Origin of the sequence: Pseudidiomarina sp. (assembly GCF_048268165.1) — a bacterium.
Lineage (GTDB): Bacteria > Pseudomonadota > Gammaproteobacteria > Enterobacterales > Alteromonadaceae > Pseudidiomarina.
This window is the reverse complement of the sequence record NZ_JBLWWA010000007.1, coordinates 1-26,230: the sequence shown is the minus strand read 5'-3', so window position 1 is coordinate 26,230 and position 26,230 is coordinate 1. Positions and strand designations below refer to the sequence as shown.

General features: G+C 50.1%; 27 protein-coding genes, 1 tRNA gene, 1 pseudogene and 2 riboswitches. Of the genes and pseudogenes, 17 read left to right on the top strand and 12 right to left on the bottom strand.

Annotated elements, in window-relative coordinates:
* A pseudogene (locus ACN0UY_RS11425) lies at positions 1-118 on the bottom strand (transposase); the annotation flags it as partial.
* A 102-nt stretch (positions 119-220) separates the two neighbouring features.
* On the opposite strand from ACN0UY_RS11425, the gene ACN0UY_RS11420 reads away from it, so the two are divergent.
* Positions 221-772, top strand: coding sequence for a DUF6933 domain-containing protein (locus ACN0UY_RS11420; protein WP_417667206.1), 552 nt, complete (start codon positions 221-223; stop codon positions 770-772).
* Positions 773-1,357: 585 nt separating this feature from the next.
* Here the strand turns inward: ACN0UY_RS11420 and ACN0UY_RS11415 are convergent.
* Genes ACN0UY_RS11415 through ACN0UY_RS11400 form a run of 4 tightly spaced genes read right to left on the bottom strand, consistent with a single transcriptional unit; the run spans position 1,358 to position 6,390 of the window.
* Positions 1,358-2,920, bottom strand: a complete 1,563-nt coding sequence (locus ACN0UY_RS11415; protein WP_417667204.1) for a TniQ family protein — start codon at positions 2,918-2,920, stop codon at positions 1,358-1,360.
* Positions 2,917-3,846, bottom strand: a complete 930-nt coding sequence (locus tag ACN0UY_RS11410; protein ID WP_417667202.1) for a TniB family NTP-binding protein — start codon at positions 3,844-3,846, stop codon at positions 2,917-2,919. The genes ACN0UY_RS11415 and ACN0UY_RS11410 overlap by 4 nt, the downstream gene beginning before the upstream one ends.
* Positions 3,839-5,791: a hypothetical protein gene (locus tag ACN0UY_RS11405; RefSeq protein ID WP_417667200.1), complete on the bottom strand. Its 1,953-nt coding sequence runs from the start codon at positions 5,789-5,791 to the stop codon at positions 3,839-3,841. Before ACN0UY_RS11405 ends, ACN0UY_RS11410 begins: the two co-directional genes overlap by 8 nt.
* Positions 5,791-6,390 carry a TnsA endonuclease N-terminal domain-containing protein gene (locus ACN0UY_RS11400; RefSeq protein WP_417667198.1) on the bottom strand — a complete coding sequence of 200 codons (600 nt, stop codon included), beginning with the start codon at positions 6,388-6,390 and terminating at the stop codon, positions 5,791-5,793. Before ACN0UY_RS11400 ends, ACN0UY_RS11405 begins: the two co-directional genes overlap by 1 nt.
* A 150-nt stretch (positions 6,391-6,540) precedes the next feature.
* Between ACN0UY_RS11400 and ACN0UY_RS11395 the strand changes: the two genes are divergently transcribed.
* The 3 genes from ACN0UY_RS11395 (at position 6,541) to ACN0UY_RS11385 (ending at position 8,147) form a co-directional block, all read left to right on the top strand.
* The gene (locus ACN0UY_RS11395) at positions 6,541-7,257 is read left to right on the top strand and encodes a hypothetical protein (RefSeq protein WP_417667196.1); all 717 of its coding nucleotides are present in this window, start codon (positions 6,541-6,543) and stop codon (positions 7,255-7,257) included.
* Positions 7,258-7,352: 95 nt separating this feature from the next.
* Positions 7,353-7,709, top strand: coding sequence for a hypothetical protein (locus ACN0UY_RS11390; RefSeq protein ID WP_417667194.1), 357 nt, complete (start codon positions 7,353-7,355; stop codon positions 7,707-7,709).
* 42 nt (positions 7,710-7,751) lie between these two features.
* Positions 7,752-8,147 (top strand): helix-turn-helix domain-containing protein, encoded by a 396-nt coding sequence (locus ACN0UY_RS11385; protein WP_417667192.1) that lies wholly within the window; start codon positions 7,752-7,754, stop codon positions 8,145-8,147.
* 471 nt (positions 8,148-8,618) lie between these two features.
* Here the strand turns inward: ACN0UY_RS11385 and ACN0UY_RS11380 are convergent, their stop codons facing one another.
* Entirely contained in the window at positions 8,619-9,740 is a 1,122-nt protein-coding gene (locus tag ACN0UY_RS11380; RefSeq protein ID WP_417667190.1) for a helix-turn-helix domain-containing protein, read from the bottom strand.
* A gap of 30 nt (positions 9,741-9,770) precedes the next feature.
* The gene (locus tag ACN0UY_RS11375; RefSeq protein ID WP_417667188.1) at positions 9,771-10,373 is read right to left on the bottom strand and encodes a hypothetical protein; all 603 of its coding nucleotides are present in this window, start codon (positions 10,371-10,373) and stop codon (positions 9,771-9,773) included.
* 422 nt (positions 10,374-10,795) lie between these two features.
* On the opposite strand from ACN0UY_RS11375, the gene ACN0UY_RS11370 reads away from it, so the two are divergent.
* The 4 genes from ACN0UY_RS11370 to ACN0UY_RS11355 all read left to right on the top strand — a co-directional run bounded on the left by ACN0UY_RS11370 (position 10,796) and on the right by ACN0UY_RS11355 (position 13,150).
* Positions 10,796-10,969 carry an NYN domain-containing protein gene (locus ACN0UY_RS11370; protein WP_417667208.1) on the top strand — a complete coding sequence of 58 codons (174 nt, stop codon included), beginning with the start codon at positions 10,796-10,798 and terminating at the stop codon, positions 10,967-10,969.
* Positions 10,957-11,853, top strand: a complete 897-nt coding sequence (locus tag ACN0UY_RS11365) for an HNH endonuclease (RefSeq protein ID WP_417667186.1) — start codon at positions 10,957-10,959, stop codon at positions 11,851-11,853. Before ACN0UY_RS11370 ends, ACN0UY_RS11365 begins: the two co-directional genes overlap by 13 nt.
* Positions 11,854-12,074: 221 nt before the next feature.
* Entirely contained in the window at positions 12,075-12,293 is a 219-nt protein-coding gene (locus ACN0UY_RS11360; protein WP_417667184.1) for a hypothetical protein, read from the top strand.
* Positions 12,294-12,391: 98 nt separating this feature from the next.
* Complete coding sequence (locus ACN0UY_RS11355; RefSeq protein ID WP_417667182.1) at positions 12,392-13,150, top strand: abortive infection family protein; 759 nt, start codon at positions 12,392-12,394, stop codon at positions 13,148-13,150.
* A 62-nt stretch (positions 13,151-13,212) separates the two neighbouring features.
* On the opposite strand, the gene ACN0UY_RS11350 is transcribed toward ACN0UY_RS11355, so the two are convergent.
* The gene (locus ACN0UY_RS11350; RefSeq protein ID WP_417667180.1) at positions 13,213-13,362 is read right to left on the bottom strand and encodes a hypothetical protein; all 150 of its coding nucleotides are present in this window, start codon (positions 13,360-13,362) and stop codon (positions 13,213-13,215) included.
* Positions 13,363-13,450: 88 nt separating this feature from the next.
* On the opposite strand from ACN0UY_RS11350, the gene ACN0UY_RS11345 reads away from it, so the two are divergent.
* Genes ACN0UY_RS11345 through ACN0UY_RS11325 form a run of 5 tightly spaced genes read left to right on the top strand, consistent with a single transcriptional unit; the run spans position 13,451 to position 20,682 of the window.
* Positions 13,451-15,178: a type I restriction-modification system subunit M gene (locus tag ACN0UY_RS11345; RefSeq protein ID WP_417667178.1), complete on the top strand. Its 1,728-nt coding sequence runs from the start codon at positions 13,451-13,453 to the stop codon at positions 15,176-15,178.
* A complete protein-coding gene (locus ACN0UY_RS11340) occupies positions 15,171-16,454 on the top strand; it encodes a restriction endonuclease subunit S (RefSeq protein ID WP_417667176.1) in 1,284 nt (427 codons plus the stop codon). The genes ACN0UY_RS11345 and ACN0UY_RS11340 overlap by 8 nt, the downstream gene beginning before the upstream one ends.
* Positions 16,455-16,474: 20 nt before the next feature.
* Positions 16,475-19,528: a type I restriction endonuclease subunit R gene (locus tag ACN0UY_RS11335; protein WP_417667174.1), complete on the top strand. Its 3,054-nt coding sequence runs from the start codon at positions 16,475-16,477 to the stop codon at positions 19,526-19,528.
* Positions 19,529-19,531: 3 nt separating this feature from the next.
* Positions 19,532-20,239, top strand: coding sequence for a M48 family metallopeptidase (locus ACN0UY_RS11330; protein WP_417667172.1), 708 nt, complete (start codon positions 19,532-19,534; stop codon positions 20,237-20,239).
* A 14-nt stretch (positions 20,240-20,253) separates the two neighbouring features.
* Positions 20,254-20,682 (top strand): hypothetical protein, encoded by a 429-nt coding sequence (locus ACN0UY_RS11325; RefSeq protein WP_417667170.1) that lies wholly within the window; start codon positions 20,254-20,256, stop codon positions 20,680-20,682.
* A 336-nt stretch (positions 20,683-21,018) separates the two neighbouring features.
* Here the strand turns inward: ACN0UY_RS11325 and ACN0UY_RS11320 are convergent, their stop codons facing one another.
* From ACN0UY_RS11320 to ACN0UY_RS11305, 4 genes are all read right to left on the bottom strand, one after another.
* Entirely contained in the window at positions 21,019-21,315 is a 297-nt protein-coding gene (locus ACN0UY_RS11320; protein ID WP_091824080.1) for a hypothetical protein, read from the bottom strand.
* A gap of 47 nt (positions 21,316-21,362) precedes the next feature.
* The gene (locus ACN0UY_RS11315; RefSeq protein WP_206841652.1) at positions 21,363-22,037 is read right to left on the bottom strand and encodes a response regulator transcription factor; all 675 of its coding nucleotides are present in this window, start codon (positions 22,035-22,037) and stop codon (positions 21,363-21,365) included.
* 73 nt (positions 22,038-22,110) lie between these two features.
* A complete protein-coding gene (locus tag ACN0UY_RS11310) occupies positions 22,111-22,521 on the bottom strand; it encodes a hypothetical protein (RefSeq protein ID WP_417667167.1) in 411 nt (136 codons plus the stop codon).
* Positions 22,522-22,601: 80 nt separating this feature from the next.
* Entirely contained in the window at positions 22,602-23,267 is a 666-nt protein-coding gene (locus ACN0UY_RS11305) for a DNA-binding protein (protein ID WP_206841653.1), read from the bottom strand.
* A gap of 142 nt (positions 23,268-23,409) precedes the next feature.
* On the opposite strand from ACN0UY_RS11305, the gene gap reads away from it, so the two are divergent.
* From gap to ACN0UY_RS11285, 4 genes are all read left to right on the top strand, one after another.
* On the top strand, positions 23,410-24,414 hold the full coding sequence (gene gap, locus ACN0UY_RS11300; RefSeq protein ID WP_417667165.1) for a type I glyceraldehyde-3-phosphate dehydrogenase: 1,005 nt from the start codon (positions 23,410-23,412) through the stop codon (positions 24,412-24,414).
* A gap of 106 nt (positions 24,415-24,520) precedes the next feature.
* Positions 24,521-24,606 (top strand) — tRNA-Leu (locus ACN0UY_RS11295).
* A 281-nt stretch (positions 24,607-24,887) separates the two neighbouring features.
* Complete coding sequence (locus ACN0UY_RS11290; protein ID WP_206841686.1) at positions 24,888-25,103, top strand: hypothetical protein; 216 nt, start codon at positions 24,888-24,890, stop codon at positions 25,101-25,103.
* Positions 25,104-25,140: 37 nt separating this feature from the next.
* Positions 25,141-25,225, top strand: a riboswitch (glycine riboswitch).
* Between the two features lie 3 nt (positions 25,226-25,228).
* Positions 25,229-25,328: riboswitch (glycine riboswitch) on the top strand.
* Between the two features lie 29 nt (positions 25,329-25,357).
* Positions 25,358-25,975, top strand: a complete 618-nt coding sequence (locus ACN0UY_RS11285) for a trimeric intracellular cation channel family protein (protein ID WP_091824066.1) — start codon at positions 25,358-25,360, stop codon at positions 25,973-25,975.
* Positions 25,976-26,230 lie beyond the last annotated feature (255 nt).

Below are 26,230 nucleotides of genomic sequence, written 5' to 3'. Positions count from 1 at the left end.
GCCTTATCAGTGACAGTCGAGCAAACAGACGCATGGACGCAATCTCATAGAACGCGTCTTCCATGGCTGGATCACTGAGGTTATACCACTGCTGCATGCAGTGAATGTCCGCGAATGTAAGTTGCTGATCCACCGGTGCATCCCAAGGCTTTCCTCGTGTCGTTTTTGATATGCTAAAAAATATTATAAATAAATTGAATCAAATGGTTGGAAGATTATATTGAGAATTCACATTACAAAAAAATTGGCAGAAAAGCTCAAGAAGGCTGGCTTTGAAATCGCTGATTCAGCTGAGGAGCAGCCATCGGCCCTAGGCGACTGGCATGCCAATATCACAACGATTCAGCGTCGTCAGTGTCTGGTGTTTACTCACGACCAGACGCGGTTCTCATTGGCATTGATCGGCATGACGCAAAAAGAGATTAAGGAGCTGACGTTCTGGTTCAGCGATATGCTGGCTAACACCATGTTAAAGCAGGGCTATCCTGTAGAGCTGATGGAACGTGCCGTGAGCTCATTTAGTGAACTCAGCTTCGATACACAGTGCAGCCGCTCAGTTCAAGGAACATTGCGCAACATGATCTGGGACCTGGAATCGTTTACGTGGGACGGCACACAGATCACTGACTTGGCACCATACTCGATTTCCGCAAGCCTCTGTGAACGTCCATGCAGCATCAAGGGCATGAGAGAGTTGGACTGCTTGTGGCCAGCCAAAGAGATGCTGAAGCTACTGGAGCAGTTACCAGACCCACATGAGACACTTCACTGATCGGATCAGTGCAGAATCACACCAATCACAAATCGCCACCAGCTTGCACGGAACGACACTCAACCCACGAAACTGAAATCTTCAGCACTCTCCGCACGGGTTGATTAATCCTTAATCACACCAATAATCCCATAGTGGGTTATACGCCTGAAAAAGCAGGATCTCATCTTATCGGCAGTTAACGGTTTCGGCGGGACAGGGCGAATCAGCCTGTAGGCCAGGCGCTGCCTGGCATTGAGCTTTAGTACGTAAGATGAGACTGATCTCACAGTAAAATACAAATAACTGTAAGTTCCGGTCTATGCGTAAATTCTCGCTTCTCTGGAATCAATGAGTTAGCGGCGGGTTTACAAAGTGAATGGATCGAAGCTTCTTACACAACCGTAAATTCCTTCGGCTGTTTCTACTACTTCTTTAAATTCTCTAAATGTGACGATATCTCGCGGGAAAAATATTGTAACTTCTGTAAATTGATATAAAGAATTGCCAATTAAAGGTAGCTGGAAGCAGCGTCAGAGTCAAGCGATGTGGAGGGGGTGGCTGGGGGATGTTTCAGGTGTATTCGTGATGAGTGGCGTGGCTGGCTCAGGAGCCAGCCACGCGCATGACGGGGAGTTCGTCGTTTGAAAGAATCGCCGAGAGATTTTCGTTCATTAATTTGAGGACACTGTCGCCGTCAAAGTAGATTCTGTTTCCGACTTCAGCCCGTACCGCCTTGAGCTGGCCAGTGTTGAGCAGCCTTGAGAGCGTTTTCCAGTGCAGCCCGGACATCCGGCAGAGGGTGAGCTGCTCAACTGGCTCTGAGCAGCGTTCTACAAGCTTCTGCGTCAGCCAAGCTTTATACGCCGACTCTTCAATCAGGATCGGGTTAAGTCCGCAACCGTTCAACCGATATGCAGTGACCTTCCCATTACTGATATCCCGGACTAAGCCCATCAAGTCCGTGCCGTGGGCGGACAATCGGCGATCTGTCAGCTCAATCCGTCGAAATTTGTCACTGGCGCTGGGTGCCAAGGGCATGGCCTCTACTAACGCAACCAAGTCATTGGCATCATAACGATATCGCACTACACGAGCATCGCGGTAGACCGGCTCAATGCCTAACTCCTCGATGATCTCAAAAACCGCCTTCCTGTTGAGATCGATCCATTTCGACTTGTTCTGTTTGTCATCCATGGCTGGGTGAAGTGGCCCGATATTGAGCAGCTTAAATACAGCCTCCGAGTCGAGCAATCGATTCATCACTTCTTTCGGCTGGTTACGGTACTTGCTGCTTCTAACAAAGCTGGGCAGGGCTTCAGCGCATTCGCTCTGCCAGTCCGTATCAACATATTGATGCGTATCTGAGAAGGCGAGCGCGCTGAGATTTAGCGCTTCGAAACGCTGACACCGGCCATACCCTTTATGACTAGCGCTAGCCATATGACGCATGTAGAGCTCCTCCGCTCTAGCGAAATACCCGTCAAGGTCAGACAGGGCTCCATCATACTGAGCGACTGGCGTTTGGAGCATCAGATCATTGGGACGCATTGCCCTTAATAAGTATTTGCTCACTGTATGTCTCCAACGATACCCCTCACTTGATTTGAGTCCGTGTTTATCAATCAGAGCGGTCCACTGGCGCTGAAACAACCCAATTGATTCGTAGCCGTTATAAACCCGCTCCCACTCAAACCCACAGGCGCTGCACTGTGTAGCGAGTTCACGGTGCCAGCTCAACGGCTCGCCGCAATCTGGGCAACACTCCAGTATACGGCACCGATGAATGGGACAAACGCGCATCAGGATGCTCTTAAACTGGCTGTGGATATACCCATACTCTTCCAAACAGCATGGACAAATACGCGGTGTGTCGAGACACCAGTCTTGTAGCACCTCTCCGAACACCAGAGACTTGTCGCGCCACACATTGTATCGCTGGGACTCGAACGCTTTGCTGAGTGCATGTTTATCGAGACCAGCCGAATGAGCTACCGCTTTGATCAACTGCTCGAACCGAAGATTCCTGACCTCTGCGCGTCGGAACGGCCACTTCTCAGCAGATATGCACTTCCACATATCGGGAAATCCGTTGTCCCGGCTGAGTCGCCACAGATAACCAACAACAGATTCTTGATGAGCGGGATAGAAAGTAACCGGCAAACTCATTTAGCTCTCCCCAGTTCTGTCTTCACGACACGTATCGGTGCCGAAAACGGGTTGCATTTGGGGTAACGCGGCTCACTGCGACAAAAATCAAACGCCTCAGCCAGATCATCCATGGTGATCCCGACCGTCATATCGCAAAAGTTGATCGCGGTTTCGATGATATTGGTGATGGTGCCGATACGTCCCCGCGAGGCTAACAAAAAGCGTTCTAGCATGGCAGGGGAGCTGAGTGTGACTGACGGTACAGCACAATTACGCTGACAGGCGCTTAAAATCTTTGAAAATTTATCCGCCTCTTCATCTGTAGAGAGATTCAAGTTATCAAGCCGTGTAGATGCGGCAAACCGGCGCTGTAGCTCCGGGTGACCGTCAAGCACAGTCAGAGCTTTCAGTGTGCCTACCAATACGAATGGTACTTGAGCAAGGTCCATTAAGTTTTTCAGCAGGTCACCGACGGAATCGAGATTCTTTCGACCGTCGCGGCTCGCAAGGTGATGAAACTCATCGACCATTACGAGCTCCACTTCGCGCTTCTTGAGCAATGTGATGGCGCGGGTTTCGAGATCGTTAACTGTTTCCTTACTGGGAGGTTTGACACCGAGTTTTTGACAAAGATTTCGCAGAAATGACCGGCTGCCTGAATTTGAGTTAAGTCGGGTGAGCACAATGGGGTATTTACCGCGTTTAGGCTTCGTCTCAAGTTGATTCTCGGTGCAGTAGATGTCTCGGTAACATTTCAGAATCGTGGTCTTCCCGACACCAGTATCGCCCACAAACATCATGCCTCGGGCGGAAAAGCCCTTGGTCGCATGAATGCGGTTGATGTTTAGTAAAGCGGCTCTAAAGCCCGGATGAGCGATACGCGAGTTCAAGAATTGCTCCGCTTCCGAGCGGCGCTGTGGATTCAGACTGATCAAATTAGACATTTTCGTACTCCTCATCATCATTAGCGTCGTAAGTAGCCGCAACGCCCGTGCTTGGCTTCGTTGTTGCGTCGAAGTAATCGGCCTCACCCATTTCTACCATCAAATCAGCGTGCTCTTGGATTGCGTCTAGATTTGACTTCCGATTATGCGCCTTAGCCTTCTTGCGTGGTTTTTGGGTGATTGCAGCTTGATGTGCCGGCGTTTCATCAATCGGTATCTGCTGGCCTAACTCTGCTATGGCATGTTTCGAGGCTGCTGAATTTTTCCACGTTTTGTACTCGTGCAGGCTCTTGCCTGTCAGGCGATCAAGGTTGTCTTTTGCGGGGACAATCAACTTAACCCCCTGTTCGTTGAAGAGGATCGTTACAGATCCGACATCTTCCTCATCAACCAGAACAGTGCAGGGCACTGGGTACTGCAACCCGTACTCTTTGACCACTTCATCCAACTCATTGGATTGATATATGATCCCGTTTGCTTGTACCCCCTCGCGCTGAAGCTTACGTGTCACTGCGATCCCTTTGATATAACGGAACTGCTCAGCATTAGGGGGTATGTTGCTCGGAACAAAGCGTGACTGGGACTTCCACACTTGGTACGGCGTTAAATTACCTACGCCATTTTCGTTAAGCCCACGATGCGGACGTTGATGGTAGTCATCCACGATGTAGCGGGTCAGAATTTCTCGGAACTGGCTCAGAGTCACACAAGCTGCGTCCTTCATGCTGATATCCAGCTCCTTTTGATCTTTGCGTTTACCGACATAACCGTTCAGGGTCGAAAATAGCTGAGTACGGCATGTTTGAAAGAACCTCTCGATGAAAGGCTTTTTCCACGGCTTGCGCACTTCAGCTTTGATATTCGCGATGTGCAGTTGTGACAGAAATGCTGAGACTTGATGGGAGCTGAATCCGGGGCCAGAGTCGGACACGAGCGTGGATGGGATACCGCACATGGGCCAGTTGTTCACGCAGTCGTATCGTTCAGCTTCTTGGTTCGGCGCCAGCATCTGGCGATACAAATGCAGTACAGAACTAGAGCGCTCTCCACCGCCGACTTGAACATGAATACCGATGATGGCACGTGAATAGCAGTCAATCATCGCGTAAACGAGTGGAGCCCCAAGATAGTTGCCGTCATCATCCAGCAAGCCAATATTTATCGTGGCCGCATCGACTTCTACACGCTCAAGAATCTGATCCAATTTGAATTTCTGCACAGCCTTACGCCTCAGCACAGCACGCTCCTTGTGGGATAGCTTCTTGCTCAAGTCATGGGCGGAGAGCAGTAGGCGATTTGCCCAGTTGTAAAACTGGGAGCGGGAAATCATGCTTTCCGATGCAAGCGGATGAGTCTTATCTTGCACGAGATGGTTAAAACGCTTTTTCATGATCTCGTAGCAGCGCAGCAGACTGAGCGCCCCGGTCGGCTTCAAATAGTAGTCATCCATCACTTCGCGAAACAGGGTGGTCAAAGCGTTGTTGGCCCGAACGTCTGAAGGCTTATGTGTCGAACGCACTACTGCCAATACATTCCGTCCCGCAGCGAGATAGCGGCGGTAATAGCTATAGAGTGTGCTTGGTTTAGGAACAGGCTTATTCTGTGTCTGTCGCGATGCAACAGTACGAATCACGCGTCTGCGTACCTCTACCGAGCCCGGAAAGTGTTCTCGATCCATTGCTGTTAGATAAGGCTTCCAGCATTCGACTTGATAGTGATCTTCCGGCGACATGCAGGGCACTACCGCGTTCACCTGCCGGGGAGCATCAAACGTGATAAAGCCGGTCTCAACGTGCTCATTGAATTCGAGCTCAGAGAACGAGAACGAGAGCCCCGCCGAGTTGACCAAAATGAACGTATCATCAACACGCGTGATCTTGGCCAGATCACCTCCGATACGGCACTGGCGCGCTTCCGCCTGCTCAATACTGATATCAGTCCTCATTACCAAATCACCTCCATATTCAGATCAATTCTTTGATCCTTTTTGTATGAGATGTCGCCACGTGCCATTGCTGAATATAAGCTGGAGAGCACATCGTCACTTAAACCTTTATTAATTAGATCATTAATTTTTCCGTAAAAAGAAGGAATAGCCTTCCTTATTAATAAGTGATCATGAGATTTATATCGGTTTAAAAACATAAGGTTTTTCGATTCATTAGCAGAAAAATCCACTAGCACAACGCGGAAATATATGCCTATTCGATCAAAGGACTCACGTAGTATCCGGAACTTTTCGATATCTCTTTCTGATGGTGCATAGCGACTACCCTTGATTTCAATAAATGATGATTCACCATTGCTATCAACAACATGGAAGTCAGGTGTATAGCGCACTGGCTTATCGCCAAGGACATATTCAAAGCTCTCGGGCTGGCTCTCAAACGACGCTACCCCACGGTCCTGATCAAGCTTCATCGCGTAGATCATTTCTGACATGCTCTCGATATACATCGTCCGATTCGATTTTGAGGAGGTGTATAAGACTGTTGGCTTGACCGCAGATGACTTGAGTAATGGTCTAAAAGTTGTTCTCTGCATACTACATTTCCTCTATCTTTTTGTGTCTCTCATTATTGATATAGGTCGAACCCCCAAAAACCGGACAAAAATTTTCAAAAAAATGTAAATTCTGTATAAACTGATCAAAAACCACAGATGGAAAACCTGTCACACAGGAGGGGTGGAGCAGTGGAAAGCAGTAAGCAGTACCTGAGGGACGTACTCACCAAGGTGGCACTCTCGGAAGCGTTCAAGAAAAGAACGGAGTCCTACTATCAAGCGAAAATGTCCGGCCTCTACGGGCATGATTCAGGGTTCGAGGCTGATCTGCGCAGCATCGTCGTAATAAAGCTGATGGAAAAGATCGACAGCGGTGCGTTTGTCCTACATGACTATGTTGCAGGCAAAACCGAGCAGGCGCCGCCTGACATGCATGTACAAAAAGTGCTCAGGTGGCTTGTTCAAGCCTTCCAAAATGAATGCAAAGGACGTATCCGCAGTCGCCTGCCAAGACAGGCCAATGGCCGGGGCGGCGACAAGATGCTCTATGGTTCATCTTACAGAGAGTCAGACTATGCAGGTGGGCTCACAACCGAAATTGACGAAAAGGGGGTGCCTCTCAGCACTCCTGCTGATTTCATGGCCACCCTCACTCAGCCCGACGAGGATGATGACGCCTGTCAGCTCGACGAGGCTACATTACGCGAGCGTATTACGAGCGTGGTGGGCGCAGCAAAAGTAGCGATTGTCGAAGACCGCCTAAATGGATTAAACGATGTCGCATTAGCGAAGAAATACGGCGGAACGTCTGACAAGTACCGGAAAATGTTTGCGCGCTTGAAACAGAAGGTGAGGCTCGAACCAAAGGCTGAGGCGAAACAGAAGACGAAACGTCAACGTGACTGACGCTGTACTCGGAAAATACGATAAGCCGGACACCTTGCGTGTTTCGGCTATGACTATTCAAGGTCACTAGCCAGCTCTGTGTCGGAGGGGGATCGATGGATGTAAAAGTAACGCTGACATCGTGGGCGCTCATTGAACTGTGCACTTCCACTGGTGAAGCGGCGGAGCTGGTCGTATATGGCACTCCCTCCAAAGCACCTGACGAGTTCGTTTTGACTTCTGCCGTCGACCTAATCGAGCAGGACGGTGAAGATTCGGCGCTTGTGACGACTCGGAATAGTTTGTACCGGGTAGTGGGGCCGGGGCGTCATTACCGGCTTCCCCTTGTGGCACTCCCGCTGTTACGAGAAGGGCAAGACCCCGGTGAGGTCGCGAAGCGCTATAACAGAGAGAAGCGGGAGCCGGGCTACGTGAAGCAGGCGCTATCCCGGCGAAAGCGGCTCAAATTCTGAAATGAGCACGACGAATTCCACAAGGCTGATCAAGGAGCGCCCGTGAGCAAAAAACTGCTTGAATCGGTTCGGCGAGACATGGCTTCACTGCATGAAATAGGTCTTGCTAGTGCCACCTCGCTGCAACAGCTTGATCAGCAACTCAAGCTTCACGTCGATCCACTGTCAGCAGTTGAGATCAAAGAGATTCGAGAATCGACCGGCCTGAGCCGCGAGACATTCGCCCTTTACCTTAACGTTTCAAGTTCAACGGTGGGCGGATGCGAGAAAGGTAAACATCAGCCGTCTGGAGCTGCGTTAAAGCTGCTGACACTGGTGCGCGACATGGGGGTTGAGATTCTGTATCTGAACGACCCCGAAGAGGAACAGGAAGGCGTAACTGATGATTTTATGGCGGATCGTGACCAGCCGGAGGCTCCGGAGTGCGAAAGTCTCTAATGTAAGATGCATTTGGACGAGAGCGGTAACGGCTCCATGATCGTTATGGCTTCGCGCCGAGCTGCTTCCACTTTGATGTCCGGTTTGATGACCGGTTTAATCTGACAAAAAATCATTATAAAACAGTTATTAGATTTGATTTTTACGGGTGGCGAGACGATTTCATGTCCGCTTTCATGACCGGTTTACTAGCTTGTTGAAGTGGTCAAAAAAGAGCCATTCAGAGTTACGATCACACCGCTGTAGCTTGTCCGAAAAAGCGGTATTGAGACTTTTCAGTAGTGAGGTAGGTGCTGTTACCAGAAATTACAAAGGCTCCCATCTGGGAGCCCCGCCGAGCATGCCCGATTCAGCCCACTTGGTTCGGAAGGCCATTACCGGGCACTGCCTCGACCGCTATGGTTGCTTGGTGCCATGCGCTGGGGATGTCCACTGCACCGATTTCCAATCTAACTCATGGACGAAGCGATCTCACCACCTCAACGGAACAACCTTGCGGTCATCGTCCGTATCATCAGCTGCAATGCCCGTCAGCTGGCTCAAAATGCTAGTACTGACCCCAAGCTTTTTGGCAACGTCCGAAAAGCCGACATGGAGTTCCTCTCGCAGTAGCGTGAAGGCCAAGTTCAGTATCTCAGGCTCTTCCATGGGGATGACATCATCAAGCTCTTCGTGCTTTGATTGCCCCGTCTTATTCAACGTGACATTCGCACTTCGATAGGTCTGTGCCGAGATCAATCCGAGGAAATGAGCCCTGTAAATGATCGCGCGGACGCTGACACGCCATCTGCGTTTCATTTCGTAGAGCTCGTTCCAATTTAGTCGCCCTCTGCTGATACACGACTTGAACTCGACGCTGAAAGCACCTCTTGGCATCAGGAAGGCGCTGGCGAAAGCGTTAGCTTCGCCTTCAGTCTTGGTATCGCCGGTTTCAACGCCCTCATGCATAATGAGGTGACCACACTCATGTGCGAGATCGAAACGCATACGGCACGCGCTTTCCTTCGCTTTGTTCCTGATGACCAGCGGGTAACGCCGCTGAACAGAAAGCGCATCAACTTTTTCGGAAATTCCTTCGAAACAGGTGACCACGGCACCGTGTGCTTCAAGCACAGCCACCATGCTCTCAATAGGGCAGTCGTTTCTGAGCCCCCAGTGCTTTCGAACCGCTTCCGCGAGCTGCTCAATGGATTCAGAGGTGAGGTTAGACGTATCGAACCCAAGCTTTTCTGCTATATCAAAAGCGGGTTCAGGAAGCTCCAATTCTTCATGGAGCAATTCGACCAGCTGTTCAAATAGAGTGCTATAGGCTGCGACTCTGTTAGATACGCCCACAGGTGTGGTTTTTCGTTTTCTGAAATGGCACTGGTCAAGCTTTACTTCGTTGCGGATCGGCTTGGAGAAGAAGCTCGGCTCTACACCAAAAAATTCAGCCAACGCGGCCAATACGTCATCACTTGGGCTGCGAGTTTCGCTTTCCAATTGATTAATGTGTTGCCGGGTCACCGATGCGGCGTCCCCGGCTTCTTGAAGGGTGCAGCCTCGCATCAGCCGTGCAAGGCGCAACCGTTCTCCGATAAAGTTACCAGTCATGTCGTACATCTCAATCGATCGGACTAGCTATCAAGCATTCTTGCGTTGATCAGCTGACTTGGCTTTCAGCTTGACCTTAACCTCTGGTTTGGCAACCGGCTCAACTTTTTCACCTACAAGTGCAGGCTTAGATGTAACAGAACCAGTCATAGGTACTTCCCAGCTGCTGACCTGCTCATGAGTCTCGGAATCAAAGCCGCAGAAGGTTACTTTATCCGCGTATTGTTCGCTATCGGCTTCCACAACAAAAAACCAAAGAATCGCTGCTTCAGATTCGCTTAACGGCAGTAACGATTGCTGCTGAAGGGCAGCAGAGCTAGGTATGAAACGGCGCTCCTCCGGAGTTTCCGGCTCGCCTCGATAAAAACGAACTGGAACACCGTTGATAGAAAAGGTGAAACGCCCCTCTGGATTAACGATGCCAAGCCAAGGTTTACGCTTTGAGCATGTTTCACGAATCAACCTGTTCCTGATGCACTCGTACACGCGCAATCCCAACCCTCGTTTAGTATCTCCCACTCCATTGGGGTCATACAGGTCGACAACTTCACCACGAATGTCAGCAATGAATTTGGCCAACTCAACTAAATGCTCTTGTAATAGGAGAGGGTTAATTTCCCAAGGATTGCGCATATCGAAGTACCTGTGCTGTGAAATGTATAGCTATTATAACATGCAAATATGTGTTTTTGTAAACACATAATAAAATTGTAAACCATGCTTTGATATGTCAACTTAACGCTATGGCAGAGGTGCAGTGAGGCCCAGTGGTGATGATACTCATACAGTCGGTACCTGATCATCGTCGCTATTTGTATCCGGCGCAAATGAGCTTGGGGAGGGTATCAGGCGCGATGTTCTCGTCTGGCCGAAACTACACTTTTGATGCTATTTTTTACCCTTCACAGAATCAAGGACTTGATTAGGATGGTCAACGGAGACTCAAACCGGTCGGATAACGAAAGGCCCCTCGCGGTCCTGATCGATGCGGACAATGCCAATCCGAACATCGTAGACGGTTTACTCAGGAGGTTGCGAAGTTGGGTATCGCCAGCGTGAAGCGCATCTACGGTGATTGGACCGCTCCAAACCTCGGCGGCTGGAAGTCTGTTCTACTGGAGTTTTCGATTCAGCCCATTCAGCAATTTCGCTATACCGTAAGCAAAAATGCAACCGATAGCACGATGATCATCAATACAATGGACTTGCTACATAGATGTCGTTTCTGAGTGATATAGAGCCAAAAGAAGCCAAGAGAGTCATGGACCTTGTCAGAGAGACAGGGCTCGACGTCAGCGATTGGGCGCAATTTAAGGGCGGAGCCGAGAGGGCTGCTTCTAATCCGCGATATTGTTACGAATGGTCATTCGTTGATAGCGATAAGAACCTTATAGTTCTCAATCTCTGGCATAGAGATATGGAAGAGCAGAGTGGCACAGTCATTCAAAGACTGAATCTACGTAAATTGGCAAACTCTCCGAATGGCGCGGTAGGTGTGCGGAGGAGGCGAGCAGTCAAAATGGACTTTGCTCTTCAAAAGGCGGCTCGTGAATCACTTTCTATACGGGTCATTATTTGTGAAGGTTCTCAGCGAACCGAACGCGACTCGCGACGCAGGGCTGGACGTGCCGAACACCGCCTTTTAGATACGCTTCCTTGGCATGTTTCGTCTTATGACTGGGATTCAGGGGATTGCGTCTTGGTTAGAGGCAAGGTTGCCCTGCCGTTTATCGATCAGTTTGATTTGCCAGTTCAGGCTGAAGACCCCAAGCGTAGGATTGTTACCGGGCAGCAAATTATAAGAAGCCCTGAAGTCAGGCGGCGAGTGCTTGAGCGAGCGTCTGGGAAATGTGAGTGGTGCGGTTGCGCCGGCTTCCGTATGGAAAATGGAGGAGTTTTTCTGGAAACGCATCATATTGTTCCTCTGTCCGAAAAAGGGCCAGACTCCGAGGGGAATGTTGCTGCGCTCTGTCCAAACCACCACCGCGAAGCTCACTACGGCATTGATCGAGCTTCGATGCAGGAACAGCTACAGCAGATCGTGACGGAAAAAAGAGCCGAACAAGTACTTCCAGCCGACCAGACGCCTTCTACGCGGACCTACGGCGACTGAGCGCAACGTTATGCATCAAAAGGAGATCAACATGGAGCAATGTAATAATCCCGAATGTAAGAAGGATTTCTATGTTAGTACTACTGGTGGAGGGGTTCCCGGTGGCAAAGAGCTTGAACCTGTTATATGCCCGTACTGTGGAACAACCGTCCGAACTGAAATGACATCAGCTACATTTACCACTCGCAAAGTCGAAGACGAGTAAAAAACAGGGTGTATTTATGAGTCAAGAATATAAAGAGAAAATCGGGATTGCCGAGAGCCATGATCTTGTGCAAACAGATAGCAAATGGGAACAGCGAAAAGGACAGGATACTGATACCTACTGGTATGATGAAGTGGATGAGTCCGGTACAGTAGTTGCTAAATACGTTGTTATAGACTCTACTTCAATTTATCCGCCCTTCGAAAGAAGTATCTCTTACGAAAAGGTAGGCTAGTTCAGATACATAACAAGCAAAGGCAGACGCGCCCTTCACGCTGGACGCGCGAACGCGCGCAACTGCTTTGCGCGTTACGTCCATTCAAGACTTGAGGAATGATGGAAGGTTTAGAGCATTTAGAAACATTATTCGACAGGATCGAGTACCTCCAAAATTTGCTAATAGATCGAGCAACAGGCGGTCTGGGTAACGAACACCATTACCAGTGGCTTAGGAAGGAGGCACTAGACAACCCAGTCATCAAAAACATGATGCCGCGGTGTGTCAAAGTTAATCGGAACCTTGATCAGTTTTGGCAATTCATTAAGTTTGAACATGGTACATATGCCGAGCGTCGGCAGTTCATATGGGCGGAATTTAACTCGGTATTGGAGTACCTTGAGGCAGGCCTAACCCATCCAGCTCAGAAAACGATTAATGAAGTACTGGAGAGTTTTGACTCTGACTCAATCCACTATGCTTGGTCGAAAGCATTGGAGCGCAAAGCGAGTGATCCGGAAGGCGCGATAACGATATCTAGAACCATTCTAGAAAGTGTATGTAAGCATATACTGGAAGATGTTGGGATTGAGTATGATGCTAATGCTATAGAACTCTCTGAGCTATATAAGCTTACGGCAAAAGAGTTGAACATGGCCCCTGAGCAGCATGGTGAAAAAATTTTTAAACAGATACTGGGCGGCTGCTCTGGAATTGTGAATGGCCTTGGTAGCTTACGGAACAAGCTGGGCGATGCTCATGGGAAAGGTAAACGTATTGCAAAGCCTCAATCTCGGCATGCCGAGCTTGCAGTCAACCTAGCTGGTGCTATGGCACTGTTCCTAATATCAACCTATGAATCAAAAAAGACGTGACAAGTATTACAGTGGACAATCTTGCTAAAGCATCGTTAAGACTACATTGAAAAGCGTACATATTAGGCTAGGTTCACGCCCCAATAAACACCTGCTAAGAACTTCATGCCGACTTTGTCGGCATGAAGTACACCTTGATTTAGGATTGACATAAATACCAAACGGCGAATTGTCGTTAAGCACTCAACCTGCTTAACACTCCGTTTTGTCAACTCCTGTGATATCCTCCACTGATGACTAGATTTCTGGCGACAAGGTATCAGTTGCCAATCGCATCACCACAAGGAATACAGATACACCATGAGTACAACGATCACTCTCCAACAGCTCGAATCCTTTCTCTGGGAAGCCGCCGATATCCTGCGCGGCAACATGGACGCCTCGGAATACAAGGATTACATCTTCGGCATGATGTTCCTGAAGCGCCTGTCAGATGCCTTTGATGAGGCCCGAGAGGGTGTTGTTCAATATTACATCAACAAGGGCAAGACCGAAGAGCAGGCTCGTGAGCTGGCGGATGACGAGGACGAGTACGACAAGACTTTCTACATCCCGCCCGTAGCCCGATGGGATGTGCTGAAAGACCTAAAGCACGACATCGGTGCCGAGCTAAATAAGGCCACTGAAGCGATTGAGGAGTACAACCCGTCACTCGAAGGGGTGCTGGTCTCTATTGATTTCAACATCAAGAACAAGCTCTCGGATAAGAAGCTGCGTGATCTGCTGAGCCACTTCAGCCGTTACCGCCTGCGTAATGCGGACTTTGAACGTCCTGATCTGCTGGGCACCGCCTATGAGTACCTGATCAAGATGTTTGCCGACAGCGCGGGCAAGAAAGGTGGTGAATTCTATACGCCATCCGAAGTGGTTCAGCTGTTGGTGGCACTGCTCAAGCCCCACGCCGGTATGCGTATCTATGACCCCACCGCCGGGTCTGGCGGCATGCTGGTACAGACGCGCAATTATCTGGCAGCCCATGGTGAAAACCCATCCAACTTGTCTCTGTTCGGGCAGGAGATGAACCTGAACACATGGGCGATCTGTAAGATGAACATGTTCCTGCATGGCGTCTACAGTGCCGACATCCGAAAGGGCGATACTCTGCGTGAACCTCAGCACACACAACACGGTGAGCTGATGACGTTCGACCGAGTGATCGCTAATCCCCCGTTTAGCTTGAAGAAATGGGGCAAAGACGAAGCAGATAGCGATTCCTACGGTCGCTTCCCGTACGGTACGCCGCCGAAAGACGCCGGTGATCTGGCATTCGTGCAGCACATGATTGCCAGTCTTAATGCTGAGGGCATGATGGGCGTGGTGATGCCCCATGGTGTGCTGTTCCGTGGCTCCAGCGAGAAAGAGATTCGTAAAGGGATTCTGGAAGACGATCTGCTGGAAGCGGTCATCGGCCTGCCATCTGCGCTGTTCTATGGCACCGGTATCCCGGCCTGCTTGTTGATCATCAACAAGAACAAGCCTGTTGAACGGGTGAACAAAGTCCTGTTCATCAATAGCGAGCTGGAGTTCGAAGAGGGCAAGAACCAGAACAAGCTGCGTCAGCAGGATATCGAGAAGATTGTCGATACTTTCGAACACTACCGAGAGATTAAGCGTTACTCCAAGATCGTGCATCTCGACGAGATCGCCGAGAACGACTACAACCTGAATATCCGCCGTTACGCCGACACCTCACCACCACCGGAAATCTTCGATGTGCGCGCCATCATTCATGGTGGCATCCCGGTCCGGGAAGTAGAAAGCGAGTACATCCGGGAGGAGATTCTGGAAGATTTTGATGTAAGCTTGGTGTTCAACCGCCGCGATGACGACTACTTCGAATTCAAGCCCTATATCGATACCAAGGAAGCCATCCGCGAAACCGTTGAAGGCCATGCTCCCGTCAAGGTGGTCACGCAGCTGGAGCGTTGGTGGGACAAGTACCGTGTATCGCTGAATGAGCTGGATGCACAGGCCGCTGAAGCTGAGAGTGTGATGAAGGGTTACCTGAAGGAGCTGGGGTATGAGTAATACTTCTATAAGACCATGTGGATTAGACGCTCCTATTCCAAAAAGCTGGCATATTTCAGCTCTTGGTGACTTGTTTAGTCAAAGAAAGGAAAAAGATAAAACAGACCTTCCTTTGCTTGCGATAACCGGTGGTGGTGGAGTTGTTCTGCGCGACTCCCTTGAACGTCGTGACACCTCAAATGCCGATAAATCAAAATACCTCCGTGTATGTAAGGGAGATATTGCATACAACACAATGCGTATGTGGCAGGGTGTTTCCGGACTTTCCAATTACGAAGGTATAGTCAGTCCTGCATACACCATATGTAAGCCCAAGGAAGGTGTTTCTAGTTTCTACATGGCACAGCTTTTCAAGCTTCCACAATTGGTTCAAATCTTTCATCGCAACTCCCAAGGGCTTGTTGATGACACATTGAATTTGAAGTTTGAGAACTTGGCTCCTATAAAAGTGTGTGTTCCCCCTCTCCCCGAACAACAAAAAATCGCAGTCATCCTGTCATCCGTCGATAATGTGATCGAACAAACACGTGCTCAGATCGACAAGCTGAAAAACCTGAAAACGGGCATGATGCAGGAGTTGTTGACCAAAGGGATTGGGGTGGATGGTAAGCCGCATAAGGAGTTTAAGGATTCGCCGGTGGGGCGGATACCTATTAGCTGGGAAGTATGCACATTAGGCGATATCACAGAAAGTAGCGCATTTGGACCACGGTTCTCTTCCGACTTCTACTCAGAAAGCGGCAATATTGGCTGTATTCGAACAACAGATATGGATAAAAACTGGGACATTGATTATTCAACCGTTCCCTTAGCTAAGCTTAGCTTTCCTGAATTTGAGAGCCATATTTTGGAGCATGGCGATCTGCTGATAACTCGCTCTGGGACGTGTGGAGTGGTTGATGTATTCCAAGAACAAGCTGTTCCAATGGTGGCCGCAGCGTTTCTTATTCGTTTTCGCCTCGCGATTTCCGTAAATCCGTGGTTTATACGAATAGCGATGATGTCGACGAGTATTCAAGATACGATTCAGATGCTCGCTTCAGGAGGGGTTCAGAAAAACCTATCCGGCACCAACTTGAAGACACTATTACTCCCGCTTCCAAGCAAGGCTGAGCAGGATGAAATTGTCTACTGTATCCGTTCTGTCAGCGATAGAATTGCTTTTGCCGAGAGAAAAAAAACGCAGTTAGTTTCTGTAAAAAAAGCACTAATGCAAGACCTTCTAACCGGCAAAGTCCGCGTCAAAATCGATAACAAGGAGCCAGCGGTAGCCTGAGCGCCACCGCCACAAGGACTATGTTTCAGGACGAACTCGACATAGTAGAACAACCCGCCATCGACCAGCTTGTTAAGCTGGGTTGGACCTACATCCCCGGTGCAGCACTATCACCAGAGCAATCGGGTGAGCGTGCGTACTATCGGGATGTTGTACTGGTTAACCGGCTGGAATCTGCACTGCGCAAGCTGAATCCATGGCTCAGCGAAGAGAATCTGCGCAAGGTAATGCGGGAGATCACACACCCCAACCATGCCGGGCTGATGGAGTACAACCACAGCCTCTACCAGATGCTGGTGAACTACCTATCCGTCGAGCAGGATTTGGGTAAGGGGCGTAAGGGTCAGACGGTCAAGATCATCGACTTTGACAACCCGGCTAATAACGACTTCCTATGCACAAATCAGTTCAAGGTCGAGGGCGTTCACCAGAACATCATTCCCGATATCGTTTGCTTCGTGAACGGCTTGCCGCTTGCGGTGATCGAGTGCAAGTCGCCCTATGTGGCCGATGCAGTAGGTGAGGGTATCAACCAACTGCGCCGCTACGCGAACCTGCGCTATCCGGAAACTGACGAAGGTGCCCAGAAGCTGTTCTGGTACAACCAACTGATGGTCAGTACATGTCGCGACCAAGCCAAGGTCGGCACGATCAGCTCCAGCGCCCAGCACTATGCGGATTGGAAGGACGCCTATCCATTCACCGACTTTGATATCCTCGGCGGCCCTCAATTTGAGGTTAGAGAGATGGCGTCACCGGTTTGCTATGCCGGTGAGTTTGAGCAGGTGAGTGCGGTTACACCCCAGCAGCGTCTGCTGGCAGGCATGTTTAGCCCCGGCAACTTCCTCGACCTGATCCAAAACTTCACCATTTTTGAAGCCGTCGACGGACGCTTGATCAAGAAGGTTGCGCGTTATCAGCAGTATCGAGCCGTCAACAAGGTCATCGAGCGACTGAAGCGCGGCAAGGATCGCAAAGAGAAGTCCGGCGTGGTCTGGCATACCCAAGGCTCAGGTAAATCGCTGACCATGGTAATGCTGGCAGTGAAGATGCGCCGCGACCTAGAGTTGCAGCAGTACAAGCTAGTATTTGTGACCGACCGTACCCAGCTAGATAGTCAGCTTTCCAGTACCTTCCGTGATGCGCAGAACGAGACCATCTACAATGCCGACTCTGTCAAAGCACTCAAAACCCTGTTGAGCCGTGATTCGTCGGATATCGTGACGGCGATGGTGCAGAAGTTTCAGGACGCTGAAGCGGAAGGTGATTTTAAAGACCTCAACCCAAGCGACAAAATCATCGTGTTAGCCGATGAAGCGCACCGTACCCAATTTGGCAATCTCGCTGCCACCATCAACGCGGCATTGCCCAATGCACCAAAGATTGGCTTTACCGGTACACCGTTGCTGAAAACGCAGAAGATGGATCAGGCATTTGGTGGCTACATTGATCAGTACAAGATCAACGAAGCGGTCGAGGACGGTGCGACTATCCGAATCATCTACGAAGGCCGACAGGTTCAGACTGACGTTGTCGGCGATTCGCTCGATGCGCTGTTTGACGAATATTTCAAAGACCGCACCGATGACGAGAAACGTGAGATCAAGAAGAAGTACGGCGTTGAGCGAGCGGTTCGAGAAGCTCCAGCGCGTATCCGGTGGGTCTGTCTCGACCTGCTGAAGCACTACCGTGAGCATATCCAGCCCAATGGCTTCAAAGGGATGATTGTGGTCGGCAGTCGCTATGCCGCTACCCTGTACAAGAAAACGCTGGATGAGCTGGGCGCGCCGCCTTCGGAAGTGATCATCTCGGGCAAGCACAACGACGATCCGATCTACGCGCCGTATACGAACGGCGCAGAGCATAAGCGCATCATCAAGAACTTCACCAAACCGCTGGGCACTGATAAAGAGAAGGAAGACCCGACTGCGTTCCTCATCGTAAAGGACATGCTGCTAACCGGATTCGACGCGCCTATTGCTCAGGTGATGTATATCGACCGCAGTCTGAAAGATCACACCCTGATGCAAGCGATTGCCCGCGTGAACCGAACATACAAGGGCAAGCAGGCTGGATTCGTGGTCGATTACTACGGACTCTCGGATCACCTGACTGAAGCGCTGGATATGTTCAGCAGCGATGATGTGGAAGGCACCTATCACTCGCTGAAGGATGAAATCCCCAAGCTGAAATCAGCGCACACCCGCGTCGCCAATATCTTCGTCGGCATGAAGGGTGATGATATCGACGACTACGTGCTCTTTCTGAAAGACGAAGATCGCCGCCAGCAGTTTGAACTGGCGTACAAGCGGTTCGCGAAACAAATGGATGTGATCTTGCCTGATGTGGCTGCCAAGCCGTTCGTGCCCGACCTGAAGTTGTGGGGCAAGGTACAGAACGCAGCGCGTAACCGCTACCGTGATCCCGGCCTCAATATCAGCGATGCCGGGGAAAAAGTTCGCAAGCTGGTGGAAGACCATATCATCAGCACTGGTGTGGACCCCAAGATTCCACCCGTGGATTTGATGGCGTCGAACTTTAAGGAATCGGTCGAGCAGATCAAATCACCTGAATCCCGTGCTTCCGAGATTGAGAGCGCAATCAAGCACCATATCACCATCAATCTGGATGAAGACCCCGAATACTACAAATCGCTGAGCCTTCGGCTGCGTGAGATCATCGAACAGACGAAGGGTAAGTGGGATCAGCAGTTAGAGTTGTTGCTGAATTTGGTGTCGAACATCGAAACAGAGCATAAGCAGGCAGCTGATGACCTTGGCCTGACCGAAACCGAGTTCGCTTTCTACAACATCTTAATGGCCGAAGTGACGAGCCATTCGCGTGAAGAGACCATCAGCGAATCGGTCCATGACGAGATCAAACAAGCCAGTCAGGCACTGGTGGCAATGTTCAACGAAGCAACTCAGATCGTGGACTTCTTCGATAAGCCCGATGAAGTAAAACGGATGAAAAAAGAGATCAAGCGAAGGATTTTGGACTGTTCGTTCGGCGATAAGGCAATTGTTTCCGTAGTGCAGGACCGCTTCATGGAACTGGCCAAGGTGAAGTTCTAAGCGATGCAAGCTGAGCAGTTTATTGAGTGCAACGGATACGTTGTCGAAGTGATCCGCAGCAACAGGCGAAAAACGGCAGACCTGAAGGTAGAGGAGGGCGCAGTATCCATTGTCGTACCTCAAGATACGGCTGCCGATAAGATCAAACAGGTGCTCCTGTCTAAGCGCGGCTGGATCACGCAAAAGCTGGCCGCTCAACGGGAAGTAATGCCTGCTAGCAGCAGACGGTTCGTATCCGGGGAGGCAATACCGTATTTAGGTCGCAACTATCGGCTCAAGGTCGAAACCGGGCATTTCAAGCCAGCTAAGCTCATCAATGGACGTCTGGTCGTGACCGTACCGGCTGATACCAATCAATCAGCTATGGTGCGCAATGCCATTATTCGCTGGTACAAACGGCATGCGGAAGAAAAGCTGTCTGAGAAGGCTGAACGTTACGCAAATTTGATGGGTGTGCAGCCAAAATCCATTGGCATCAAAACGTTCAAGTCTCGCTGGGGAAGTTGTCTAAAAAATGGCCATATCGACTTTAACTGGCTGGTAATGATGGCCCCGAATCGAGTCGTTGACTATGTGGTTATACATGAGATATGCCATCTAACTCATTATGATCATTCGACTTTGTTCTGGAAAAAAGTTGCGAAACAGATGCCTGACTACGAAGAATGCAGAAGGTGGCTTCGGCGTAATGCGCACACATTAACTTTGTAACGAATGGCGAAAGCATGACCAATATCGAGCAATTCGACCTCTTGACTGGAATATTGCTGGGAGACCTCTATACGTCATTCCCAGTAGCAATAGATGCCAGAACAGATGCCTATCTAGAACAGGTTGTCCCGCCGGAGGATGGAGAAGCCGCATTTAATTTCGTGCAGGTCTTTACATCTACGGTACGATGGCTTGATCAATACGGTTACATCCACATTGAGCACGATTACAGCACACTGGATTGCTATGAGTTCAAAGTCTCGCTTTCGGAAAAAGGGTTGCATACATTGCGCAAGTTGCCGAAGAGCCTCCAATCAGAAGATAAAGCCTCCATTGGAGATATGTTCGCCCGAGGAGCGAAACGGCTAGCTGATGGTGTGGCAACCAAGCTTGTTATGGATGCAGTCGACTTTGGTATCCAAGCAGGGATTGAGCGCATCTGAGATGCCGCATAGCAATCCAATAAAAGACACGGAGTTGCAGTCCGCAGCAACGCCAGTGCCATTCTGACCAATCGTCAAAACCGTGGAATTTACCCACGAGTAAGAAACTTGGCCAAGAACCGAGCATACGGATTTTCCCCAAACGCCCAAGCCACGCAAGCTGCCGGTGAGAACCAAAGTTTCCGATAGGGCTGAATTAATTCAAAGTTGAACTGGAAACGACATAACACAATCTCACAGCAATGGAGACTAACCAGACACTATATTTAACATAATATACATTATGCGAACCTAAATAATCCCAAAAACAGCCATTGCGCATCAGTAAGCACTTATTTACGCATGATATATCTCGTGAGGATTTTGCAGATAATTGCAGATCAAACCGGGATGCAACTGAATTAGCTCTTCAGTAAGCTCAGACTGCACGACAAACATTGGATGACATGGAGAAAGATCAGTCTTGGCCAGCACCTCATAGAGATGCCCTCTCGTCAAGACGAGCGTATTGTGGTCGATCAGATCAGCTTCAAGCTGTACCAGCGAGCCCACATCAATCTCATTCCAGAGCTGAAGCGACTCCAGCATCATGTCGGCAACAAAGTCTGTTGAGACACCAGTATGCGGACTCATAACCACTACCTCTTGCAGCAAAAAGCTTACAGTCAGTATAGACCCGATCAGGCCTGTATGATTCCGGCCCTCAATGCGAGATGGATGATTTCGGAACCATTGGTGAGACTCAGCTTGCGAAGAATATTGGCACGGTGCGCATGAACTGTTTTAGGGCTGAGAAATATAGTTTCAGCGATGGCGTTTACGCTGCGCCCCTCAGCCAAAAGTGTAAAAATTTCCAGCTCACGCCGGGTCAGCTGCGCAATGGGAGAATGCTCTGGCGGAACATGTGAGTCTTGCCCAATCTGATCACTGACCGACCTGGAAAAATAGCTGCGCCCACAATAGATTTCACGCACAGCATGCACAAGCTCATCCTGGGCACAGCGCTTGGTCACATAACCTTTAACCCCCGCATCAGCCACCCGCGCGGGGTAAGGACTGGCCTCCCAGATTGTTAACACCAGAATACGCGCATAAGGATCAATAGCCAGAATATGCTTGATGGCATCAAGACCACCTGTCGTTGAGGTCGCCTCTACAGTCGTACTGTCAGCAGGCATGGCGAGATCCATTACAACGACATCAGGCGATAACTCTCGATACAGCTCAACAGCCTGTCTACCGTTCTCAGCCTCAGCCAAAATCTCCATATCTTCTTCTTTCAACAACATATGCTGGAATCCAGCACGGACGATCGAGTGATCATCAACCAGCAATATGCGGATAGTATCGCTCATATCAGCCCCCGTGTGTTGATCGAAACGCTCAGAAAGAATACCAGAACCACCCTGCCAACTCACCACTCAGGAATTACCCTTTAGTATATTCCCCTATACTGTCAGCACCCCGATAAACACCAGAGGTGTCAACATCTACGGCCTCAGCCGAGAGACAAGCACTATTATCAAGATGAGCCGGCACTGCAACCAACTCATCACTGAATCCGATCAGTCGAATCCCTTCTTTATCACAATGAGCCAGCACACGTTCCAATGCTTTAAGCACCGACTCTTGTCGATCATTGAATCGATCCAGCTTTTCAACCTGGTGCCTGCGACGACTGGTGACCGTACGCAACACATAATCGCCGGCATCCAGCAGCTGAATCGTGAGCCCTGCAAGCTTCTCACGCACCAGTACAGCCTTGGCAACTTCGAACAGAGCCTCATCAGAGCAACTCACCTGGTCGCCCGGCGAGCAGGCACGCAGACGCTCTGTCACTTCCTGTACGCCAATATCACTGGATAAATAAAATTCCATATTTTCAATTCATTAGGGAAGCAAGTTAAAAAGCTTTATGATCATTCACCCAGCCGATTCCTCAGTCGGGCATTCTCCTGGCTTAGCCGATCGCCAAGCTGACGCAAACGCTGAAGCTCTTCTTCCTGCATTCGCGAGCGTACCCGCAGCTCAATCATGGCCTCAGCATGCCCGCCATTTTCGGCGCCCATATGTTGCAGTTGGCGCACCTCACGCTGAGCAGTATCGCGCTCCACAGTAAGTTTCAACTGCTGCTCTTCCAGTTCAAAGACGCGCCTTTCAAGCTCACGCTTCTCCTGCGCCAGCTGCTCGCAGCGATCGAGCAGCCTTGCGTTCTGACTATGCGCATCAGAAAGAGCCCGCTCACCACCACTGTTTTTTTGCTGTGCAGACTGCAGCAACTCCTGCTGCCTTTGCTCAAGCGCCTGTTTTTGCTCAGCGAACTGATGCTCGGCATAAGCCAGAGCGCGATCCCAGGCCTGATTGGCCAAAGTCAGGACCGGTTCAGGAAGCTCAGGGTGCTCATTTCGACGAGAAATACGCTGCGCAAGAGTATGCCACCAGTCATTCAGGGCGCGATTGATCGTCGTCAGACTACCGCTACCCAACCTCTCACGCACATTTTGCTGCGTAGGCCGGATTCCTTCTTCCAGAAGCTGATCAGCCACCTCAATGACCCGGGCATGTGTATCGCTTTTTTTGGACATATAGTACGCAATATGTATTGGATGATATGTATCGAGCTAGACCAATTTAACGCCTCACTGACACGAAACGCAAGCCGCACATACCCCGATCAGCCAAACTCATCTAAGATGCTGTAAAGCCTATAAAAAAGGAGCAGCAACCATGGCTATACGCATTGCAATCAACGGCTACGGCAGGATCGGTCGCAACATCCTGCGCGCCCTGTACGAGAGTGGCCGCGAGCAGGAGTTTGAGGTAGTGGCGATCAATGATCTTGGAGACAGTGCGATCAGTGCTCACTTGACCGAGTACGACTCAGTGCACGGCCACTTTATGTGGCCAGTTCGCGCTGAAAAGGATCGCTTGATTCTAGGAGAGCACTCTATTCGGATGCTGCGCGAGCCAGATCCTCACGCCCTCCCCTGGCGCGAACTGGGCGTTGATATTGTGTTCGAGTGCACAGGTCGATTTACAGACCGCGAACAGGCCAGTATTCATTTGCAGCAAGGCGCCGGCAAGGTACTGGTTTCTGCCCCAGCCAAGGGAGCCGATGCAACTATTGTTTTCGGCGTTAACGAATCGATACTTACCTCAGAACATCAAGTTGTCTCAAACGCATCCTGCACAACGAATTGCCTGGCCCCGATGGCAAAAGCACTGAACGATTCGATCGGCATCCAGCAAGGCCTCATGACAACCATCCACTCGTACACAAACGATCAACACTTGACTGATGTGTATCACACAGACCTGTATCGAGCACGGGCGGCAGCTCTATCCATGATTCCAACCAAGACCGGTGCCGCCAAGGCAGTTGGACTGGTGCTGCCGGAACTCGATGGCCGACTTTCAGGTCTTGCTGTACGCGTTCCAACTGCAAACGTTTCACTGGTTGACCTGACCTTTACCGCCAACCGCAACACTACCGTTGAAGAGGTGAACGCCATCATGAAACGTGCAGCCGAGGCCAGCAAAGGGATTATTGAGTACAACAGCACTCCTTTAGTATCGATAGATTTCAACCATCACAGCGCCTCTACCATCTATGACAGCCTTCAAACTCAGGTGCTTGGCAGCATGGTTAAGGTGTTCGCCTGGTATGACAACGAGTGGGGTTTTTCTAATCGTATGCTGGATACAGCCAGCTGCATGCACAAGACCTCCTAAGCCAGGAAGCAGAGCGCGTATTTCGTTTGACTTTTTATTCAAGCAACGGGAGAATGCGCGCTCAACGCTTTGACTGAAAAGACCAAGCCCTTAATCAGCGCGCAAAGCCCCGATGGTGAAATTGGTAGACACAAGGGATTTAAAATCCCTCGGCCTTTGGCTGTACCGGTTCGAGTCCGGTTCGGGGCACCAGTCAGTCTGTAAAGAAACCCTTTAAACAACACTTGGATTCTAAAAACAAACTCCCTTTTGATAGTTTTTGCACATAATCACGCCCGTTATATTGCCACCAAGATATCCATGCAAGATCCTAATCTGTACTCCCGAATAAGGCTTGCAGGTGACCTATGGCCTATATACAATCGATATCCGTAGTTTTATTTGCTGCACACCACCTGGATACAACACCTTCTTTATTATCTGTACTGGATGTACACCTAACGTGATACTGACTTGTCAGGAACTATATTGGTATGAGTGAAACCGAACTGCCTGCCTATTTAATGAACCTGGAGCCTGAACAACTGGAACAGGTTCGCAAAATGCTCGTACAGCGTATTGAAGATCAGCAGCAACAGAAACTCAAACAACGCTCCCTCCCCCCCGCCTTTCATGATCTCGATGCCCTTGCAGCCAATACCGGACTGGACTTGTCCAGCTTGATGCGCGACATCAAACGCCGCAGCTGATTTGGACGGTTGCCTTATTTCCTGCACAAGCTATAATCGCCGCTTCGCAGGAGAGAGGGCTCACGCCCCGCCGAAGGCGCAAACTCCCATAATCGCTCAGGCTCAGGTACTGCGACCACACACATATTACGTCGACTGGAGAGCGGTCAGCCAGAACTGACCCACCGAAGGGGCAACACGCCGAAAGCGTGCAAACTCTCAGGTAACCCGGACAGAGGGAGAGGCGGATAAACACCCTAACGGGAGGTTTACACGTGCTCACCTACATCTACATTCTCGCCATTACCGCAGAAGCCATGTCTGGCGCACTTGCTGCCGGCCGTCGCAATATGGATATGTTTGGCGTAAGTGTTATCGCCTTCATCACCGCCCTGGGCGGTGGCACCATTCGCGATATTCTACTGGGACACTTTCCTGTTTCCTGGACACAGCACCCCGAGTACATCTACCTGACTGTCTCAGCCGGACTGATCACCATGCTGATTGCCCGCTTCATGCATCATTTGCACAAGATCTTCCTGCTGCTGGACGCCATGGGCCTTATTGCATTCACCATCATTGGCTGCAATGTAGCCCTTGAGCTCGGCTACAGTACACCCATAGTTGTTATGGCAGGCATGATAACGGGTATTTTTGGGGGCATTCTGCGCGATGTACTGTGTCAGCGAGTACCTGTAGTTTTTCGACACGAACTCTATGCAAGCATCTCTTTGCTGGTTGCATTGCTTTATCTCCAGCTGGAGCAAATGGGATTAAATCATGATCTCAATCTAATACTGTCGTTTGCCACCGGCATCATGATGCGTGTAGCCGCCATATACTGGCACTGGTCGTTGCCTGTATTCAGCTACGCCCCTGGACGCTGGAAATAAATGCCTGAGGGCAGGCGTACGCCTGCCCGTTTAAACCAAGGCGGAGCAGACAGAATCGATAAGCCGAAAAAGAGAGTAATTGATTAGATATAGAGCTGTGCAGAATATTGACAGCATTAACAACGAAGAGGGGAAGTTTTTTGTATGGTTCCATTCCTCTCAGGTGTCAAAAAATCACCTGAGAGGAATGGAGGCTGGAGTCGGAATCGAACCGGCGTACACGGAGTTGCAGTCCGCTGCAACTCCGTGTACGCC

Excerpts from the sequence above, each read along its gene's own strand:
- ACN0UY_RS11335 (WP_417667174.1), top strand. The coding sequence starts at position 16,475 with ATGTTTCAGGACGAACTCGACATAGTAGAACAACCCGCCATCGACCAG.
- ACN0UY_RS11360 (WP_417667184.1), top strand. The coding sequence starts at position 12,075 with ATGAGTCAAGAATATAAAGAGAAAATCGGGATTGCCGAGAGCCATGAT.
- gap (WP_417667165.1), top strand. The coding sequence starts at position 23,410 with ATGGCTATACGCATTGCAATCAACGGCTACGGCAGGATCGGTCGCAAC.
- ACN0UY_RS11405 (WP_417667200.1), bottom strand. The coding sequence starts at position 5,791 with ATGAGGACTGATATCAGTATTGAGCAGGCGGAAGCGCGCCAGTGCCGT.
- ACN0UY_RS11345 (WP_417667178.1), top strand. The coding sequence starts at position 13,451 with ATGAGTACAACGATCACTCTCCAACAGCTCGAATCCTTTCTCTGGGAA.
- ACN0UY_RS11340 (WP_417667176.1), top strand. The coding sequence starts at position 15,171 with ATGAGTAATACTTCTATAAGACCATGTGGATTAGACGCTCCTATTCCA.
- ACN0UY_RS11305 (WP_206841653.1), bottom strand. The coding sequence starts at position 23,267 with ATGTCCAAAAAAAGCGATACACATGCCCGGGTCATTGAGGTGGCTGAT.
- ACN0UY_RS11375 (WP_417667188.1), bottom strand. The coding sequence starts at position 10,373 with ATGCGCAATCCTTGGGAAATTAACCCTCTCCTATTACAAGAGCATTTA.
- ACN0UY_RS11355 (WP_417667182.1), top strand. The coding sequence starts at position 12,392 with ATGATGGAAGGTTTAGAGCATTTAGAAACATTATTCGACAGGATCGAG.
- ACN0UY_RS11330 (WP_417667172.1), top strand. The coding sequence starts at position 19,532 with ATGCAAGCTGAGCAGTTTATTGAGTGCAACGGATACGTTGTCGAAGTG.
- ACN0UY_RS11365 (WP_417667186.1), top strand. The coding sequence starts at position 10,957 with ATGTCGTTTCTGAGTGATATAGAGCCAAAAGAAGCCAAGAGAGTCATG.
- ACN0UY_RS11315 (WP_206841652.1), bottom strand. The coding sequence starts at position 22,037 with ATGAGCGATACTATCCGCATATTGCTGGTTGATGATCACTCGATCGTC.
- ACN0UY_RS11290 (WP_206841686.1), top strand. The coding sequence starts at position 24,888 with ATGAGTGAAACCGAACTGCCTGCCTATTTAATGAACCTGGAGCCTGAA.
- ACN0UY_RS11400 (WP_417667198.1), bottom strand. The coding sequence starts at position 6,390 with ATGCAGAGAACAACTTTTAGACCATTACTCAAGTCATCTGCGGTCAAG.
- ACN0UY_RS11410 (WP_417667202.1), bottom strand. The coding sequence starts at position 3,846 with ATGTCTAATTTGATCAGTCTGAATCCACAGCGCCGCTCGGAAGCGGAG.
- ACN0UY_RS11320 (WP_091824080.1), bottom strand. The coding sequence starts at position 21,315 with ATGAGTCCGCATACTGGTGTCTCAACAGACTTTGTTGCCGACATGATG.
- ACN0UY_RS11325 (WP_417667170.1), top strand. The coding sequence starts at position 20,254 with ATGACCAATATCGAGCAATTCGACCTCTTGACTGGAATATTGCTGGGA.
- ACN0UY_RS11390 (WP_417667194.1), top strand. The coding sequence starts at position 7,353 with ATGGATGTAAAAGTAACGCTGACATCGTGGGCGCTCATTGAACTGTGC.
- ACN0UY_RS11415 (WP_417667204.1), bottom strand. The coding sequence starts at position 2,920 with ATGAGTTTGCCGGTTACTTTCTATCCCGCTCATCAAGAATCTGTTGTT.
- ACN0UY_RS11380 (WP_417667190.1), bottom strand. The coding sequence starts at position 9,740 with ATGACTGGTAACTTTATCGGAGAACGGTTGCGCCTTGCACGGCTGATG.